This window comes from Rhizobium sp. 2MFCol3.1 (assembly GCF_000377565.1).
Taxonomy (GTDB): domain Bacteria; phylum Pseudomonadota; class Alphaproteobacteria; order Rhizobiales; family Rhizobiaceae; genus Rhizobium.
Map to the genome: position 1 here is coordinate 199,026 of NZ_KB898355.1, position 15,333 is coordinate 214,358.

Annotated in this window: 18 protein-coding genes; 12 read left to right on the forward strand and 6 right to left on the reverse strand. The window is 61.7% G+C overall.

What is annotated here, in order from left to right; all coding sequences use genetic code 11:
• The first annotated feature begins 8 nt into the window (after nucleotides 1-8).
• The 3 genes from D460_RS0106835 (at nucleotide 9) to D460_RS0106845 (ending at nucleotide 2,862) form a co-directional block, all read left to right on the forward strand.
• Complete coding sequence (locus D460_RS0106835) at nucleotides 9-782, forward strand: SDR family oxidoreductase (protein ID WP_018897781.1); 774 nt, start codon at nucleotides 9-11, stop codon at nucleotides 780-782.
• A gap of 87 nt (nucleotides 783-869) precedes the next feature.
• The gene (locus tag D460_RS0106840) at nucleotides 870-1,817 is read left to right on the forward strand and encodes a 2-hydroxyacid dehydrogenase (RefSeq protein ID WP_026282874.1); all 948 of its coding nucleotides are present in this window, start codon (nucleotides 870-872) and stop codon (nucleotides 1,815-1,817) included.
• Between the two features lie 10 nt (nucleotides 1,818-1,827).
• Nucleotides 1,828-2,862 (forward strand): L-idonate 5-dehydrogenase, encoded by a 1,035-nt coding sequence (locus D460_RS0106845; protein WP_018897783.1) that lies wholly within the window; start codon nucleotides 1,828-1,830, stop codon nucleotides 2,860-2,862.
• A 52-nt stretch (nucleotides 2,863-2,914) separates the two neighbouring features.
• Here D460_RS0106845 and D460_RS0106850 read toward each other — a convergent pair whose 3' ends face one another.
• The gene (locus tag D460_RS0106850) at nucleotides 2,915-3,820 is read right to left on the reverse strand and encodes a LysR family transcriptional regulator (protein ID WP_018897784.1); all 906 of its coding nucleotides are present in this window, start codon (nucleotides 3,818-3,820) and stop codon (nucleotides 2,915-2,917) included.
• On the opposite strand from D460_RS0106850, the gene D460_RS36350 reads away from it, so the two are divergent.
• Complete coding sequence (locus D460_RS36350; RefSeq protein WP_196809327.1) at nucleotides 3,755-4,156, forward strand: hypothetical protein; 402 nt, start codon at nucleotides 3,755-3,757, stop codon at nucleotides 4,154-4,156. The genes D460_RS0106850 and D460_RS36350 overlap by 66 nt on opposite strands.
• 47 nt (nucleotides 4,157-4,203) lie before the next feature.
• Here the strand turns inward: D460_RS36350 and D460_RS0106860 are convergent, their stop codons facing one another.
• Nucleotides 4,204-4,494 carry an acylphosphatase gene (locus D460_RS0106860; protein WP_018897786.1) on the reverse strand — a complete coding sequence of 97 codons (291 nt, stop codon included), beginning with the start codon at nucleotides 4,492-4,494 and terminating at the stop codon, nucleotides 4,204-4,206.
• 220 nt (nucleotides 4,495-4,714) lie between these two features.
• Nucleotides 4,715-5,392 carry a dimethylsulfonioproprionate lyase family protein gene (locus D460_RS0106865; protein ID WP_018897787.1) on the reverse strand — a complete coding sequence of 226 codons (678 nt, stop codon included), beginning with the start codon at nucleotides 5,390-5,392 and terminating at the stop codon, nucleotides 4,715-4,717.
• Nucleotides 5,393-5,715: 323 nt separating this feature from the next.
• On the opposite strand from D460_RS0106865, the gene D460_RS0106870 reads away from it, so the two are divergent.
• A complete protein-coding gene (locus tag D460_RS0106870) occupies nucleotides 5,716-7,164 on the forward strand; it encodes an aldehyde dehydrogenase family protein (protein ID WP_018897788.1) in 1,449 nt (482 codons plus the stop codon).
• A gap of 14 nt (nucleotides 7,165-7,178) precedes the next feature.
• Here D460_RS0106870 and D460_RS0106875 read toward each other — a convergent pair whose 3' ends face one another.
• Nucleotides 7,179-7,808: a hypothetical protein gene (locus tag D460_RS0106875; RefSeq protein WP_026282876.1), complete on the reverse strand. Its 630-nt coding sequence runs from the start codon at nucleotides 7,806-7,808 to the stop codon at nucleotides 7,179-7,181.
• A 143-nt stretch (nucleotides 7,809-7,951) separates the two neighbouring features.
• Here D460_RS0106875 and D460_RS0106885 point away from each other — a divergent pair, with 143 nt between their 5' ends.
• Nucleotides 7,952-8,206, forward strand: coding sequence for a hypothetical protein (locus tag D460_RS0106885; RefSeq protein ID WP_018897791.1), 255 nt, complete (start codon nucleotides 7,952-7,954; stop codon nucleotides 8,204-8,206).
• A gap of 28 nt (nucleotides 8,207-8,234) precedes the next feature.
• On the opposite strand, the gene D460_RS0106890 is transcribed toward D460_RS0106885, so the two are convergent.
• Nucleotides 8,235-8,681, reverse strand: a complete 447-nt coding sequence (locus D460_RS0106890) for a phage regulatory CII family protein (RefSeq protein WP_155947696.1) — start codon at nucleotides 8,679-8,681, stop codon at nucleotides 8,235-8,237.
• Between the two features lie 235 nt (nucleotides 8,682-8,916).
• Nucleotides 8,917-9,189: a helix-turn-helix transcriptional regulator gene (locus D460_RS34975; RefSeq protein WP_081619872.1), complete on the reverse strand. Its 273-nt coding sequence runs from the start codon at nucleotides 9,187-9,189 to the stop codon at nucleotides 8,917-8,919.
• A gap of 122 nt (nucleotides 9,190-9,311) precedes the next feature.
• Between D460_RS34975 and D460_RS0106900 the strand changes: the two genes are divergently transcribed.
• The 6 genes from D460_RS0106900 to mnhG are packed head-to-tail and all read left to right on the forward strand — an operon-like array spanning nucleotide 9,312 to nucleotide 15,300.
• Nucleotides 9,312-12,233, forward strand: a complete 2,922-nt coding sequence (locus D460_RS0106900; protein WP_018897794.1) for a monovalent cation/H+ antiporter subunit A — start codon at nucleotides 9,312-9,314, stop codon at nucleotides 12,231-12,233.
• On the forward strand, nucleotides 12,233-12,568 hold the full coding sequence (locus D460_RS0106905; protein WP_018897795.1) for a Na+/H+ antiporter subunit C: 336 nt from the start codon (nucleotides 12,233-12,235) through the stop codon (nucleotides 12,566-12,568). Before D460_RS0106900 ends, D460_RS0106905 begins: the two co-directional genes overlap by 1 nt.
• Nucleotides 12,565-14,184, forward strand: a complete 1,620-nt coding sequence (locus tag D460_RS0106910; RefSeq protein ID WP_018897796.1) for a monovalent cation/H+ antiporter subunit D — start codon at nucleotides 12,565-12,567, stop codon at nucleotides 14,182-14,184. The genes D460_RS0106905 and D460_RS0106910 overlap by 4 nt, the downstream gene beginning before the upstream one ends.
• Nucleotides 14,184-14,660, forward strand: a complete 477-nt coding sequence (locus D460_RS0106915; protein ID WP_018897797.1) for a Na+/H+ antiporter subunit E — start codon at nucleotides 14,184-14,186, stop codon at nucleotides 14,658-14,660. Before D460_RS0106910 ends, D460_RS0106915 begins: the two co-directional genes overlap by 1 nt.
• Nucleotides 14,657-14,938, forward strand: coding sequence for a K+/H+ antiporter subunit F (locus tag D460_RS0106920; RefSeq protein ID WP_018897798.1), 282 nt, complete (start codon nucleotides 14,657-14,659; stop codon nucleotides 14,936-14,938). Before D460_RS0106915 ends, D460_RS0106920 begins: the two co-directional genes overlap by 4 nt.
• Nucleotides 14,938-15,300, forward strand: a complete 363-nt coding sequence (gene mnhG / locus D460_RS0106925; RefSeq protein WP_037110997.1) for a monovalent cation/H(+) antiporter subunit G — start codon at nucleotides 14,938-14,940, stop codon at nucleotides 15,298-15,300. The genes D460_RS0106920 and mnhG overlap by 1 nt, the downstream gene beginning before the upstream one ends.
• Nucleotides 15,301-15,333: the final 33 nt, after the last annotated feature.

The window sequence follows — 15,333 nt, forward strand, 5'->3', positions numbered from 1 at the left end:
ACACGGAGATGGATGTGAATTCCGAATTGTTCGACCTTTCAGGCCAGCGCGCGCTGGTGACCGGCTCCTCGCAGGGGATCGGTTTTGCGCTCGCGCACGGCCTTGCGATGCATGGCGCCGAGATCGTGCTCAACGGGCGAGACAAGGTGAAGCTCGATGACGCGGCGCGACGCCTGCGGGAGGTCGGTGTCACCGTGTCCATTTCGGAATTCGACGTGACCGATGCCGATGCCGTGAAGCGTGGCGTGGATGCGATCGAGCAGGGCATCGGACCGATTGATATCCTGATCAACAATGCCGGAATGCAGTTTCGCACGCCGCTTGAAGACTTTCCCGTGGACCGATGGGAGCAGCTGCTGCGAACCAATATCTCCAGCGTCTTTTATGCCGGCCAGGCCGTGGCGCGCCACATGATTGGCCGCGGACGGGGCAAGATCGTCAACATCGCCTCTGTGCAGAGCGAACTCGCCCGTCCCGGCATCGCGCCCTATACGGCGACGAAGGGGGCAGTGAAGAACCTGACCCGCGGCATGTGCACGGACTGGGCAAGGCACGGGTTGCAGATCAACGCGCTGGCGCCGGGCTATTTCAAGACGCCGCTCAATCAGGCGCTCGTCGACAGCGAGGAGTTCTCCTCTTGGCTGGAAAAGCGCACGCCGGCCGGACGCTGGGGCGACGTCGAGGAACTGGTGGGTGCCGCCGTCTTCCTGTCGTCCAGGGCCTCCTCCTTCGTGAACGGCCATACGCTCTATGTCGACGGCGGCATCACTACCAGCCTTTGAGAAAAACGCCGCAGCGCCGTCAGGCATGCTGCACGCTATGCTTTGGCCCGTGCGCCGGGCAACGAACCCAATGCGAAAGAGGAAATTGTGAGCAAGCCCGATATTCTGCTGGTCGGCCCCTATCCCGATGGAGATCTCGCCGAGCTTGATGCGCTCTACACCACGCACAAGCTTTACGAGGCGACCGATCGTGACGCCTTTCTACAGCGCCACGGCGAAAGCATCCGGGCAATCGCCACTCGTGGCGAGCTTGGCGCATCGGCGGAGCTGATCAGCAAGCTGCCGAGGCTCGAAATCATTTCGGTCTACGGCGTCGGCTACGATGCGGTCGATATGGATGCCTGCCGGGCGAGAGGCATCCGCCTCACCAATACGCCCGATGTCCTCACCAAGGACGTCGCGGACCTCGGGATCGCGATGATGCTCTGCCTGTCGCGCGGCGTGCACGGCGCCGATCGTTGGGTGAGAGATGGCAGCTGGGAGCAGAAAGGCTTCTATCCGCTGCAGAACCGCGTCTGGGGGGAAAAGGCAGGCATTCTCGGCCTCGGGCGCATCGGCCTTGAGGTGGCGAAGCGCCTGCGCGCCTTCGATATGGACATCGCCTACAGCAGCCGGAGCGAGAAGCCCGGCGTCGAAGGCATGCGCTTCGTCGCCGATCCGGTGGAGCTGGCGCGCCAGTCGGATTTCCTGTTCGTGACGCTCGCGGCATCTGCCGCGACCCGCCATGTGGTCTCGAAGGACGTCATCGAGGCGCTCGGTCCGCAAGGCATGTTAATCAACATCTCGCGCGCTTCCAATATCGACGAGGAAGCCCTGCTTGGCGCTCTGCGGACCGGCCGTCTCGGATCCGCGGCCCTGGATGTCTTCGAGAACGAGCCGGCGCTCGATCCGCGTTTCAAGACGCTGGCGAACGTGCTGTTGCAGCCGCACCAGGCCTCCGCCACGATCGAGACCCGCAAGGACGTCGCAAAGCTGATGCGCGACAATCTCGCCGCCCACTTCGCCGGCGCCAAGCTCCCCACACCCGTCATCTGAGGTCCGTCACATGAAAGCCGTTGTCATCCATGCCGCCAAGGACCTGCGTATCGAGGAGCGTGAGCCCGAACCCCTGGCTCCCGGGCAGGTGGACGTGGCCATCGAGGCCGGCGGCATCTGCGGCTCCGACCTGCACTATTACAATCATGGCGGTTTCGGAACGGTGCGGCTGCGCGAGCCAATGATCCTCGGTCACGAAGTGGCGGGCACCATCAAGGCGCTCGGCGCCGGCGTGTCTGGACTTGCCGTCGGCGATAGGGTCGCCGTCTCGCCAAGCCGCCCCTGCAATGCCTGCGACTACTGCCTGAAGGGACAGCAGAACCACTGCTTCAACATGCGGTTTTACGGCAGCGCGATGCCGATGCCGCATATCCAGGGCGCTTTTCGCCAACGTCTCACCGCCGACGCCTCGCAATGCCACAAGGTGACCGAGGGCATCTCGATCAACGAAGCGGCCATGGCGGAGCCGCTCGCCGTGACGCTGCATGCGGTCAATCGCGCCGGTCCTCTGATCGGCCGACGGGTCCTCGTCACCGGTTGCGGTCCGATCGGCGCGCTTGCTGTCATCGCCGCGCGCGCTCACGGAGCGCGCGAGATCGTCGTCACCGATGTCATGGACGCGGTGCTCGCCAAGGCCCTCGAGGTCGGCGCTGACCGGGCGATCAACGTTGCCCTCGATCCTGACGTGCTGGCCGGCTATTCAGCCAACAAGGGTTATTTCGATGTCCAGTTCGAGGCGTCGGGAAATCAGGCCGCTCTCCGTTCCGGGCTGGAAGTGCTGAAACCGCGCGGCGTCCTCGTTCAGCTCGGCCTTGGCGGCGATGTCTCGGTGCCGCAGAACATGATCGTCTCCAAGGAGATCGAGATGAAGGGCACGTTCCGCTTCCACGAAGAGTTCGCGCTTGCCGTGGATCTCATCAATCGCCGGCTTGTGAATCTCAAGCCCTTGCTGACCGATGTGCTGCCGATCGAGGACGCCGTTGCCGCGTTCGAAACAGCTGGCGATCGGACGCGGTCGATGAAGGTGCAGCTCGCATTCCAATAGAAGCAGGAGCTTGGCGGTTCGGCGCAGCTTCCGTGTGCCCTGCGGGCATGCGCTACCGATGCCCTGCGCTGATATCACCGCCAGCCCGGAAGTATTCCACGAGCTGCCGTGCATGAACCGGTAGCGCGGCGAAGTTTCGCGAGCAGACGAGAAGGTGACGGAGTGCCCAAGCGTCCGTGAGCGGAACGACGCCGAGCGAAAGAGCGTCTTGGTGTCGTTTTGCGTAGATGTCAGGGATGATCGCCAGGCCGATCCCGCTTGCTACCATCGCGCAGATATCCTCGAAGCTGTCAAGCCGGATGCGAAGCTTGAACTGGCGGCCCTCGCGCGCTGCATGGGTCGAGAGGTGGCCCTGTAGCGCGCTGTCCGCAGGCAAGCCGACGAAAGGTTCGTCAAGCACGTTCCGGAACGCGATCGCTTTCTGTTGCGCAAGCGGATGATCGCGAGACGTGATCAGAACGAGCCTGTCGGTCTTGAACGGTTGCGTTTCCAGCGAGCCGGTGTCCGTCGTGTCCGCCGCAATGCCAAGATCAGCACTACCTCCGGCGACGGCGGCAACGACGTCGGGGCTTTGCCGTTCCTCGAGATCAAGGTCTATCGTCGGATGATCGATAAGGAAACGCCGAAGGACGTCCGGCAGGTGGGCCATCGCGGCGCGGCCGGACAGCAGGCGAATCTGGCCGCGCAGGCCCTTCGCGTAAAGCTGCAGGTCGCCGCGCATCTGCTCCATCTGCCCGAGCATGATGCGGGCATGGTGGGCAAGGGCGTCGCCTGCCTGCGTTGGTCGCACACCACGCGCGCCGCGCTCCAGCAGCGGTACTCCGCTCATCTCTTCCATCCCGCGTATGCGCGCGCTCGCGGATGCCAGAGCCATCCCGGCGCGTTCGGATCCTTGCGTGATGCTCTCAGCCTCCACGACGTGGAGAAACAGGCGAAGGTCCGTCATGTCGAAGCGCATTTTTCCTCCCGGCAAAGACCCTTCGGATTTACCGAAGGCTTCCCTTGTATCTTCCACATTGTGCTGTGTCGCCTGCCGAAGATCATGCGGACATCATTTTACGAGCCGGGAAAAGCCATGGACGCGACCGAAAAAATCCTGCGAGCCTTCATCTTCAGGCTACTGCTCCTCGTGCTGGCCGTGTTTGCAGCGCGCCACCTTCCCGACCACGGGCTGCGGACGGCCTCGATCGTGCCGGTCGAGCTGGCGGCAGCAACTCAAGGGGGATGTGCCTCGGGGCCGCTGCCCGTCAGCCACGCCGATGACCCAGTTCAAGACATGCTGCTGCATGATTGACGGCGCGGCAGCTGCTTCGCTTCAAAGTGAGGCGTCAAGGTCAGCCTTTATCGCGGGCCGGTAATCACGAAGTCGTCTGGATGTGTCTCCAGAGTGACGGCCTGCGGATCAACCGCGCGGACGGCCGAACCGGATGGTCCATCCCAGAACCTTTCCAACATAGTCGATGTCGATTTCGATGGTCCGACGATAAGGGCGGACACTGAGCCATCATCCTCGTTCCTGACCCAGCCTGTCAGTCCGAGCTGAACCGCTTGGTCGCGCGTCCAGGCGCGATAGCTCACACCCTGGACCTTCCCGGTTATCCTGACATGAAAGGCAAACAGATCGGGGGTCATGTGGACTCCTGATTGAACGCTCGAGCCTATGGTAAACGGCGGTCCAGTTGCCTGGATGCCCCTGGCGAATAGCGCTGAAGGTTATGCCGGCCCATCCAGGCTTGTCGAGCGTGATGGCCTACGCAGTCTACAGCCTAGCGGCCGCAAGAGGCTACTCAAGATTGGGTGAAACACCGGTCGATAGGAGGGGCGTATGACGCAACTGGGGATGTCGAGCGGCTTACTTGAAGCCTTCTTCCAGCTGGCACCAGATGGCGAGCAACGGCTGAGAGGTGCATCGTATGGCGAATGTCTGGTTCGCCTCGACCGAAAACACCGATCCGGCATCGGCTTTCAGCCACGCTTCGCCATCGATGCATATCTCGGAGGGGCTTAGAAGCACGAAGGCCTTGGAACGGGCCTGAACGTTGTCGGGAAAGCGCGTATACGGCTCCATTAGGATCAGGCATATCCGAATGTCCGGACGCGTTTCGATTCCGGATGGGCCGACCAGGACGCTATGCGCATGCGCTTTCGAGAAGTTGACGCTCGCAAACGGGCCCGACCGACCGCTTTGCCAAACCACATATCGGCTTAGCTGCGCGAGTTCGGTCGCCAGGCGTCGAATCGGCAGGCCGGATTTCTGAGCGTGGCGCAAAGCCGTTTCGAACGATTGCTTGCGCTGCGCCGTCTCTTCGAGATTGAAGACGCCCGTTCGTTCTGTCCGCTGGAGCACCTTGCCCGCAATGAAGCTCGCCGTCGGGCAGCCGTTCGCCGAGAGCATCACCGAGGCAAAGGCGTTCAGAAATCCTTGTAAGGCGTCGGGGCGGCGAACGGCGCCGCGTACGACGAGCCTTGCGACCACACCATCCTTCTCCGTCACAAGAAGGTCGGCGGAGTGGTCGGTTTTCTTGCTCATTCTGAGATCCACATGTGGCTGCTTAGGTGATACGGCACCTACAATAAGCCGTGTTAACCGTGATCGCGATCGTGAGGCAAGCCCAATGCAGGCCTCTGGGTGGTTGCTGGATCGGAAAATCCTGCCGACCGAGCACCTTGAAGCTGTTTGCCTGAGCAGCGGCGAGCCATTCCATTGCTGTGTAAAGCTCAACTTGAGATCGCCTCCCACAGTCAGTCGTAGTACGGTGTCGACCGGGAGATTTCGAAGGTGCTCAGGGCACGCAGGGGGTCGCAAATCCATAATCACCGCGTAGTCCTCGGCGGTATTTCAAGGGAGAATTCATGTTCGAGCTACAACAACTCATTGGCGGCAAGTTCGTCCCGGCGAAGTCCGGCCGCACGTATGATCGTATTGATCCCTATACGGGTAAGGTGGCGAGCCGGGCTCCGGCCTCCGGCGTGGAGGATGCAAAGGCGGCGGTGTCGGCCGCCGCCGCCGCATTCCCCGGGTGGTCGAAGACTGGGCCGGGCGAACGTCGCGCACTGCTGTTGAAGGCAGCCGACGTGCTGGCCTCGAAGGCCGATGAATTCGCACGCATCATGATCGAGGAGACGGGCGGGACCGCTCCATGGGCGGGTTTCAACACCATGCTCGCCGCGGGCATCCTTCGTGAGGCGGCGAGCATGACGACGCAGATCCAGGGAGAGGTCATTCCCTCGGATAAGCCCGGCACCCTTTCCATGGGCATCCGGCAGGCGGCGGGCGTCTGCCTTGGAATTGCGCCTTGGAATGCGCCGGTCATTCTCGGTACGCGGGCGATCGCCATGGCGCTTGCCTGCGGCAATACGGTGATCTTGAAGGCCTCCGAAGCCTGCCCCGGGATCCATTTGCTTATCGGTCGCTCACTTGTGGAGGCTGGGCTTCCCGATGGTGTGATAAACGTGATTACCAACGCGCCCGAAGACGCCGCGCAGATCGTGGAGGCTTTGATCGCCGCGCCGGAGGTGCGCCGCGTAAACTTCACCGGATCGACGAAAGTGGGCCGGATCATCGGCGAGCTTTGCGGGCGCCATATCAAGCCTGCGCTGCTTGAACTGGGAGGCAAGGCGCCGTTCATCGTATTGGACGATGCCGATATCGACGCGGCGGTGAATGGGGCAATCTTCGGTGCATTCGCGAACATGGGCCAGATCTGCATGTCGACCGAACGCATTATCGTTGACGAGAAAATAGCGGACGAGTTCGTTGAGAAGCTGGCTGCACGTGCAAGCGAGCTGCCCGCCGGCGACCCGCGAGGCCAGGTCGTTCTCGGCTCACTCGTCACTCCGCAGGCGGCGGCGAAGATGGAGGCGTTTATCGCGGACGGTCTCGACAAGGGTGCCAAGTTGGTCGCGGGTGGAAAGCGGGAGGGTTCTGTCGTCGAGGCGACGCTTCTCGATCATGTGAAGCCGGGCATGCGCAGCTTCGACGAGGAGTCGTTCGGCCCCGTGAAGCCGATCATTCGGGTCAAGAGCGAAGCCGAGGCGATCAGGATCGCCAATGAATCCGAGTATGGCCTGTCGTCATCGGTCTATAGCCGCGATGTGCAGCGTGCGCTGGCCGTCGCGGCGCAGATCCAATCAGGCATATGCCATATCAACGGCCCGACCGTTCACGATGAGGCGCAGATGCCGTTCGGAGGCGTCAAGAACTCGGGCTATGGTCGATTTGGCGGCAAGGCTGCGATCAGCGAGTTCACGGATCTTCGCTGGATCACGATCGAGGACCCACACCAGCACTATCCATTCTGAGGTTCGGGCAGGATTTAGCGGAGCAGTCCATCGATGTCGAATTCCGCCCAGCCACGCAGGGCGGTCGCGGCCTCGTCCGGTTCTTCGCCTTGAGCCTTCTTGGCTTTGCCGGCTTTCTTCAGGGACCGCGTCAGCTTGGCGTTGTATGCCGCCTTTCGACGGTTCTCCGCTTTCGCGGCGGCATCTTCTTCTCGCCATTCCTCAACGAGCCCACGGTCAAGAATGTCTTCGACGACCTTGGGATCGAAGACATGGAAGGTGATCCTTCGGGCGCGGCCATTCAATCGGACGGTTCGAGTTCCCGTACTCGGCAACCGGCCGTCGGACAGCCAGCGATGACGCTCGCTCGTCTTGATGGTCAGAATGTCCTCTATCTCGCGCGGGATCACGGGCAGGGTTTCCGCCTGCTGCATGACGTCCGCGATGACGGCAGCAGCGGCGCGAAATTCCGCCTTTGCGGTGGCCGGCATCACCAAGGTGAGTTCAACGCCGTCGAGGTCGAGCGCCTTCTTGACCGCGGTCGGCAACCGCGCCCGCATCTCCAGAAGAATGCCTTTGGCTCGTACCGACGAGCCCAGCGTCGCCGATGGCGGCAACACCCACGTCTTGAGCAACTCTACTTCGTTCTTTTCGGTCTTCGGCATCGCCGGCAAAGATGGGGGGATGGCCTGCCGCCGTCAAGCACTGACTATGAGCGCGGTCCGATCGACGGACCTTGTCATGTCCATCAAAATCGTCCTCCACGATTTGATGTTTCTCTATCCGCGGTTCCGGTAGCAGGCGCCAAATGTCTTTGGTTGCCATGTCCGAACTATCTGATCCACTGCGGGACTATATGCGTGTCGTGCGCATACTCAACATCTACAAGCGGCGCTTGATCCTGCTGTCGGACAAGGTCGCTAAGACCTCCGGGTCGAGGAAGATTTTCCATGTCGGGCGGCTTAGGGCAGTGCAAGATGAGATCGCCGCGCTTCTCGATGAGGGCGATCGGCATCTCGCGAGGCTTCGCGATGCCTGGCTCCGGCAACGCGACCAAACCTAGCGCAATCAACCAGCGCCGCTCGGCACCGTCATCGCCTTCCTGACTGCAACTGCAGCCTCAGCGACGCGAGCGCCCGCTCAGTTTCATCGATCTTGCCGAGAACGAGGGCCTCCTGCCTCCGATCCAGGCCGCCGCCGGCTATGGCAGCATCAATGATCTCAAGCACGTCGGCAGCGCCGATGACAACTTTGGTCGCACCTCTTTCGACTGCCGGTTCCGGTTCCCCTGGTCGGGGTCGTTCCGCTGCCAGGAACGGCGTGCCGTCCAACAGATAGTTCAGGAGCCGTGGATCCGGCACCACTCTGACAAGGTCGCGGACTTCGTCGGGAGAAAAACATGTTCTCACGATCAGTCGGGAATGCAGGGTGGCATAGCTCATTCCGAGAGCCCGGGCGGCGTCTTCCACCCGAGGCCGTTTCTCGACCACGAGGATCGTATAGACGATGTTTGCGAAATCCTGACCACGATCTCCCATCACTCCCCCTCGGTGAAAACGCATGCGTGCGTTTTGATGGCGCTGTCATTGCCTGAAGAGTATGACCCGTTTGCCTGTCGGAAGCACCCCATTCGACGGGACGATGCCGTCTGCCTTTCCTAACGAGGCAGGCGGCAGGCAGTCTGGCTAAATTCAGCCGCGACTGCAAAAGCCACTTGCGCGGACTGCCTCAGAGTTGACCATCGAAAGTCATGCGGCTGCGATGTGCCGCAGCCTAGTCACCCACGCGTTGCTGGTCGTGATTGGCGCAAACGGCTATCTTGCCATCCTCCAGAGTGACGAAATTGACACCGCCGCTTTCCAGCGCGATTTTCAACTGAGCCGCTGTTGCGCGATGGACATCGTGGCGCCCGCCCTCGTAGTCGCGAACCGTGCTTCGCGACACGCCGGCTCGTTCCGACAGTTCGACCTGTGTCCAGTCCAGAAGGCCGCGGGCCGCTCGACAGAGAGCCGGTGACAAAATCTTATGGTCGTAAGCTTGACCCATGTTCGACTATCGCCCATATTGGTTGACATAGATCATATAGGCTAATTTTAAAGAGATTTCTAGGTGGATGTAGAATGTGCTCCACTTGGTCATAATGACAAGAAAAGGATCGACGCCTTGGGATGACCGCCGGACCGTTCATGCTCGTTGCACTGCTGCTTCTTCCGTTCGTGGGAAGCATCCTGTCGGTCTTTTTCCTGAGAACGGCATCGCGTCGCCTGCCTGCCGGCCTCGCTGGTTTCGTCGTCCTCCTCGCCCTTCTGATCAATGCCAGTCTCTACCCGCAGGTGTCTGATGGGGGCGTGATTCGCTTCAATGCGGAATGGCTGCCGCAGCTCGGGCTTGATCTGACGCTGCGCATGGATGCCTTTGCATGGATTTTCACCATGCTGATCACCTCCATCGGCTTTCTGGTGATCCTCTACGCCCGCTACTACATGTCGGAAGACGATCCGGTCCCGCGGTTCTTCTCGTTCCTGCTTGCATTCATGGGTGCAATGGTCGGCATTGTCATTTCAGGCAATGTCATCCTGCTGTCGGTGTTCTGGGAACTGACGAGCATCTTCTCGTTCCTGCTGATCAGCTACTGGCACAACAATGCCGCCGCACGCGATGGCGCGCGAATGGCGCTGACGATCACCGGGATCGGCGGCTTCTGCCTGTTGATCGGTCTGATCCTGCTCGGCAAGATCGTCGGCAGCTACGATCTGGACAAGATCCTGAACTCCGGCGACCTGATCCGAAATCATAGCCTCTATGTGCCCGCGCTGATCTTCATTCTGCTTGGAGCGTTGACGAAGAGCGCCCAGTTTCCGTTCCATTTCTGGCTGCCGAACGCCATGTCGGCGCCAACGCCCGTGTCGGCGTTCCTGCATTCGGCGACAATGGTGAAGGCGGGCGTCTTCCTGCTCGTGCGTTTCTGGCCCGTCTTGTCGGGAACCTATGAGTGGTTCTGGATCCTCGGCGCCGCGGGCATGATCACCTTGCTGCTGGGCGCCTACTTCGCGATATTCCAGCGCGATCTGAAAGGGCTGCTAGCCTATTCGACGATCAGTCATCTCGGCTTGATCACCACATTGCTGAGCCTCGGAAGCCCGCTGGCAACGGTGGCGGCGATTTTCCACATGCTCAATCACGCGACGTTCAAGGCGTCGCTATTCATGGCGGCTGGTATCATCGACCACGAGACCGGGACGCGCGACATGCGCAAGCTGAGCGGCTTGTACCGGTTCATGCCGATCACGGCGACGCTTGCCGTCGTCGCCAGCGCCGCCATGGCGGGCGTGCCGCTGTTGAACGGGTTTCTTTCGAAAGAGATGTTCTTCGCGGAAGCGGTCGAGACCCATGCCGATTCCATCCTCGACAGAATTCTACCCTATGTCGCGACCCTCGCCAGCGCCTTCAGCGTTGCCTACTCCCTGCGCTTCATTCACACCGTCTTCTTCGGCCCCCCGCCGACAGACCTGCCGATCGCGCATCCGCACGAACCGCCGCGCTGGATGCGCTTCCCGATCGAGTTCCTCGTCGTGTTGTGCCTGGTTGTCGGTATCGTTCCGGCACTCTCGATCGGACCGTTTCTTCATAGCGCCGTGATCAGCGTTCTGAGAGACGACACGCCTGAGTACAGCCTCTCGCTGTGGCACGGGATCAATCTCCCGCTGATCATGAGCGTCATCGCGCTGATCGCCGGAACCGCGATCTATTGGGCGTTGAAAGGTTATCTGTCTCGCTGCGATGATGGCCCGCCCTTTATCCGGCGGCTGAAGGGCCAGCGCATTTTTGAGCGAATCCTCGTGGAAGTCTCCTGGCGCTGGGCGCGCGTTGCCGAGCGGCGCTTGGGAACACGCAAGCTGCAGCCGCAATTGCGGTGGCTGGTGGTTGCCGGCCTTCTGGCTGGCGCCCTGCCGCTCTATCTCCGCGGTTTCGAGCATCGCCCGTTTGTCTATTCCGGCGTTGATCCCGTCTTCACCGCGCTCTGGGTGATCGGGGTGTGCCTGGCGATCGGCACCGCCTATACAGCCAAATACCACCGACTGGCCGCGCTGGTCATGCTCGGCGGTGTCGGCCTCATCGTGTGCACCACCTTCGTATGGCTTTCCGCACCCGATCTTGCCATCACCCAGCTGCTGGTCGAGATCGTCACCACCGTTCTCATCCTCTTGGGACTGCGGTGGCTGCCGAAGCGGTCCGAAGACATTCGTGAATCCATGACGATCCGCGCCCGGTTCCGCCGCTTCCGCGACTTCGCGCTTGCGGTCCTCTGCGGCGTCGCCATGTCGGCCATCGCTTATGCCGTGATGACGATGCCGGTGCCCGACGCGATCGCCAACTATTTCCTCGAACATGCATATTCGCTCGGCGGTGGACGAAACGTCGTCAATGTGATCCTCGTGGATTTCCGCGGCTTCGACACGCTGGGCGAAATCGCGGTGCTTGGCGTCGTCTCGCTCACCGTCTACGGTTTGCTGCGTCGTTTCCGCCCGGCTGAAGACAGCATGGGGATGCCGGAGCAGCAGCAGGTGCAAAACCGCTTCGACGAGGAGCGGCCGGAGCGCTCGGCTGGCGACACGGTGCGCGACTATCTGCTCGTGCCATCCGTCATCATGCAGTGGATGTTCCCCGTGATCATCACCTTCTCCGTCTACCTCTTCATGCGCGGGCATGACCTGCCGGGCGGCGGGTTCTCGGCGGGATTGACGCTCTCGATCGCCTTCCTGCTGCAGTATCTCGCCGGCGGCACGCGCTGGGCGGAGGACCGCATCCGCATTCTGCCGCTGCGCTGGATGGGGGCGGGGCTGTTGACGGCGGTGCTGACGGGTGCCGGCGCATGGTTGCTCGGCTATCCGTTCTTGACCTCGCACTCCCGCTATCTCGAGCTGCCCCTCATCGGCAAAGTACCGGCAGCGACGGCGCTGCTCTTCGATCTCGGCGTCTTCTCCCTGGTTGTCGGATCGACCGTGCTGATCCTTGTCGCCCTTGCCCACCAATCGCTGCGGATCAATCGCCTGCGCACGATCGAAGCGGCCAAATCGGAGGAGCGGTGATGGAACTGGTTCTGTCAATCGCCATCGGCATCATGACGAGCTGCGGGGTCTGGCTTATCCTGCGCCCGCGCACCTATCAGGTGATCATCGGGCTCTCGCTGCTCTCCTACGCCGTCAACCTGTTCATCTTCGGCGTCGGCGGCGTGAAGGCCAACGTGCCGCCGATCTTGGGCAATGACGATCCGTCCATTCTCGCCGATCCTGTACCGCAGGCCCTGGTGCTGACCGCCATCGTCATCGGCTTTGCGACCACGGCGCTGTTTCTCGTGGTCCTCCTGGCGTCGCGCGGACTGACGGGCAGCGACCATGTCGATGGAAGGAACGAGCCGAAATGAACGGTTGGTCCCACCACCTCATTGTCGCGCCCATCCTCATTCCGCTGATCGCGAGCGCACTCCTGCTGTTCATCGACGAGCGGCGCCGTGTCGCCAAGGCAATGGTCAGTCTCGCCTCCGCGATTCTGCTCACCGTGATCGCCTTCATCCTGTTCAGGATCGAGAGCGGCCCAAATGGCTTCGAGGGCGTCTATCTGGTCGGCAACTGGTCGGCACCCTTTGGGATCGTGCTCGTTCTGGATGGCCTATCGGCCATGATGCTGCTTCTGACCGCGCTGCTTGCCGTGTCGGCACTCGTTTTCTCGCTGGCGCGCTGGCATGCCGTGGGCGCGCATTTCCACAGCATGTTCCAGCTGCTCCTCATGGGGGTCAACGGGGCGTTCCTCACGGGCGACCTGTTCAACCTCTTCGTCTTCTTCGAAGTCATGCTGGCAGCCTCTTATGGTCTCCTGCTGCACGGGTCCGGTCCGCTGCGCGTCAAGGCCGGCATGCATTACATCGCGGTCAACCTCGTGGCCGCCCTGTTGTTCCTGATCGGCGTCAGCCTCATCTACGGAACCGCCGGGACGCTCAACATGGCCGACCTTGCGGCCCGCATCCCCGAGATCGAGCCTGACCGGCGCATGCTGATGGAGGCAGGCGCGGGCATATTGGGTGTCGTTTTCCTCATCAAGGCCGGGATGTGGCCGCTCTGCTTCTGGCTGCCCACCGCCTACAGCGCCGCATCGGCGCCGGTGGCCGGCATCTTCGCGATCATGAGCAAGCTCGGCATCTACGTCATCCTGCGGCTGACAATGCTATTGTTCGGCGAAGGACCTTCGGCCGGGTTCGGCGCGCCGGTGTTGCTCTATGGCGGCATGGCAACGCTGATCTTCGGGATCGTCGGCGTGCTGGCGTCGCAGGCGCTCGGACGGCTTGCTGGCTTTTCCGTGCTGGTCTCCTCCGGCACGCTGCTGATGGTGCTCGGCATCAACGACGGCGCGGTCTCTTCCGGCGCGCTGCTTTATCTCGTCAGTTCGACACTGACCATCAGCGCCTTCTTCATGCTGATCGAGCTCGTCGAGCGCGGTCAGGATGCGGGCGCAAACGTGCTTGCCGTGACCATGGAAGCCTATGGCGAGGCCGACGACGAGCCTGAAAACGAGGAAGAGGGCGTGACCATGCCCGGCACCATGGCTGTTCTCGGCATCTGTTTCGCGGCCTGCGGCATCCTCTTGTCCGGGCTCCCGCCGCTCTCGGGCTTCGTCGCCAAGTTCGCCATGCTGTCGGCGATGATGGGCACCGGCTCTATCGGCGTGCCGCCCACGGCGGCGATCTGGGCGCTGGTCGTTCTCGTCATTCTCTCAGGCATCGCTGCATTGATCTCCATGACACGCGTCGGCATCCGCACCTTCTGGAGCTCGATTGAGGGAACGGTTCCCCGCGTGCTAGTGATCGAGATCGTGCCGGTGATGTTCCTCTTGGCACTGACGCTAGCACTCACCGTGCAGGCCGGGCCGGCGATGCAGTACATGGACACCACGATCCGCACGCTGAGCAAGCCGTCGATCTATATCGACGCGGTCAACAGCGCGCTGCCGATCAAGGGCGTCAAGGCCGGAACGGAGGGCGAGTGATGCTTCCCTATCCCATTCTCGCGACGTGCCTTCTCATCATGTGGCTGCTGCTCAACGGCTTCACCCTCGGCCATTTCATCCTCGGCCTCGTCGTCGCGGTCTTCGCGGGCTGGGCGATGGCATCGCTGCAGCCGGAACCGATACGGCTGAAGAAATGGTACCTCCTGCCGAAGCTCTTTGGCCTGGTGTTTCGCGATATCGTCAAGTCGAACATCGACGTCGTGTGGATCATCCTGCGCAGCGGCAAACGCCGGCACAATCCCGGCTTCATCACCATCCATCTGGAACTTCGCAGCCAGTTCGCGCTCGCCGTCCTCGCCGTCATCCTGACAAGCACCCCGGGGTCCGCATGGTTGGAGTATGATTCCAACGATCATTCGGTGCTGCTGCACGTTCTCGACATCCAGAACGAGGCCGTCTGGCGCGATACGATCAAGAACCGCTACGAGGCGCTGTTGCTGGAGATATTCGCATGAGTGCAATCATCCTCTTCACGGCCGTGTCGGTCGCCCAGATCATGCTCGTCGCCGCCATGGCCATCGTCTCGATCCGCATGTTCGTTGGCCCCCGCGCGCAGGACCGGATCCTCGGGCTCGACACGTTCTACATCAACGCCATGCTGCTTCTGGTGACCTTCGGCGTCGGAACGGGACGGGTGGTCTATTTCGAAGCCGCGCTTGTCATCGGCGTGATCGGCTTCGTGGCAACGGTTGCACTGGCCAAATTCCTGATGCGCGGGGAGGTGATCGAATGATGCACCCGGCTATGGATATATCTGTTTGGGTGGCGGCGCTGGTTGCCTTCTTTCTCGTCCTCGGCGCCCTGTTGGCCTTGATCGGCGCTATCGGATTTCTCCGCCTGCCAAGCTTTTACGAGCGTATCCACGCTCCCACGCTCGGAACCAGCTGGGGGATCGGCGGCGTCATGCTCGGGTCGATGATCTTCTTTTCCGTGGCCTCCTCGCGGCTAGCGATCCATGAGATCCTGATCGGCGTCTTCGTCACCGTGACGACACCGGTAACTCTAATGATGCTGGCGCGCGCCGCCTTGCACCGAGACCGAGCAGAAGGAAATCGAGAGGCGCCGCCAAAGCACACTCCAGAAGCCGGGGAGTAACGCGCGACCCGCCGGACAGGAGAGCCTTCGTCT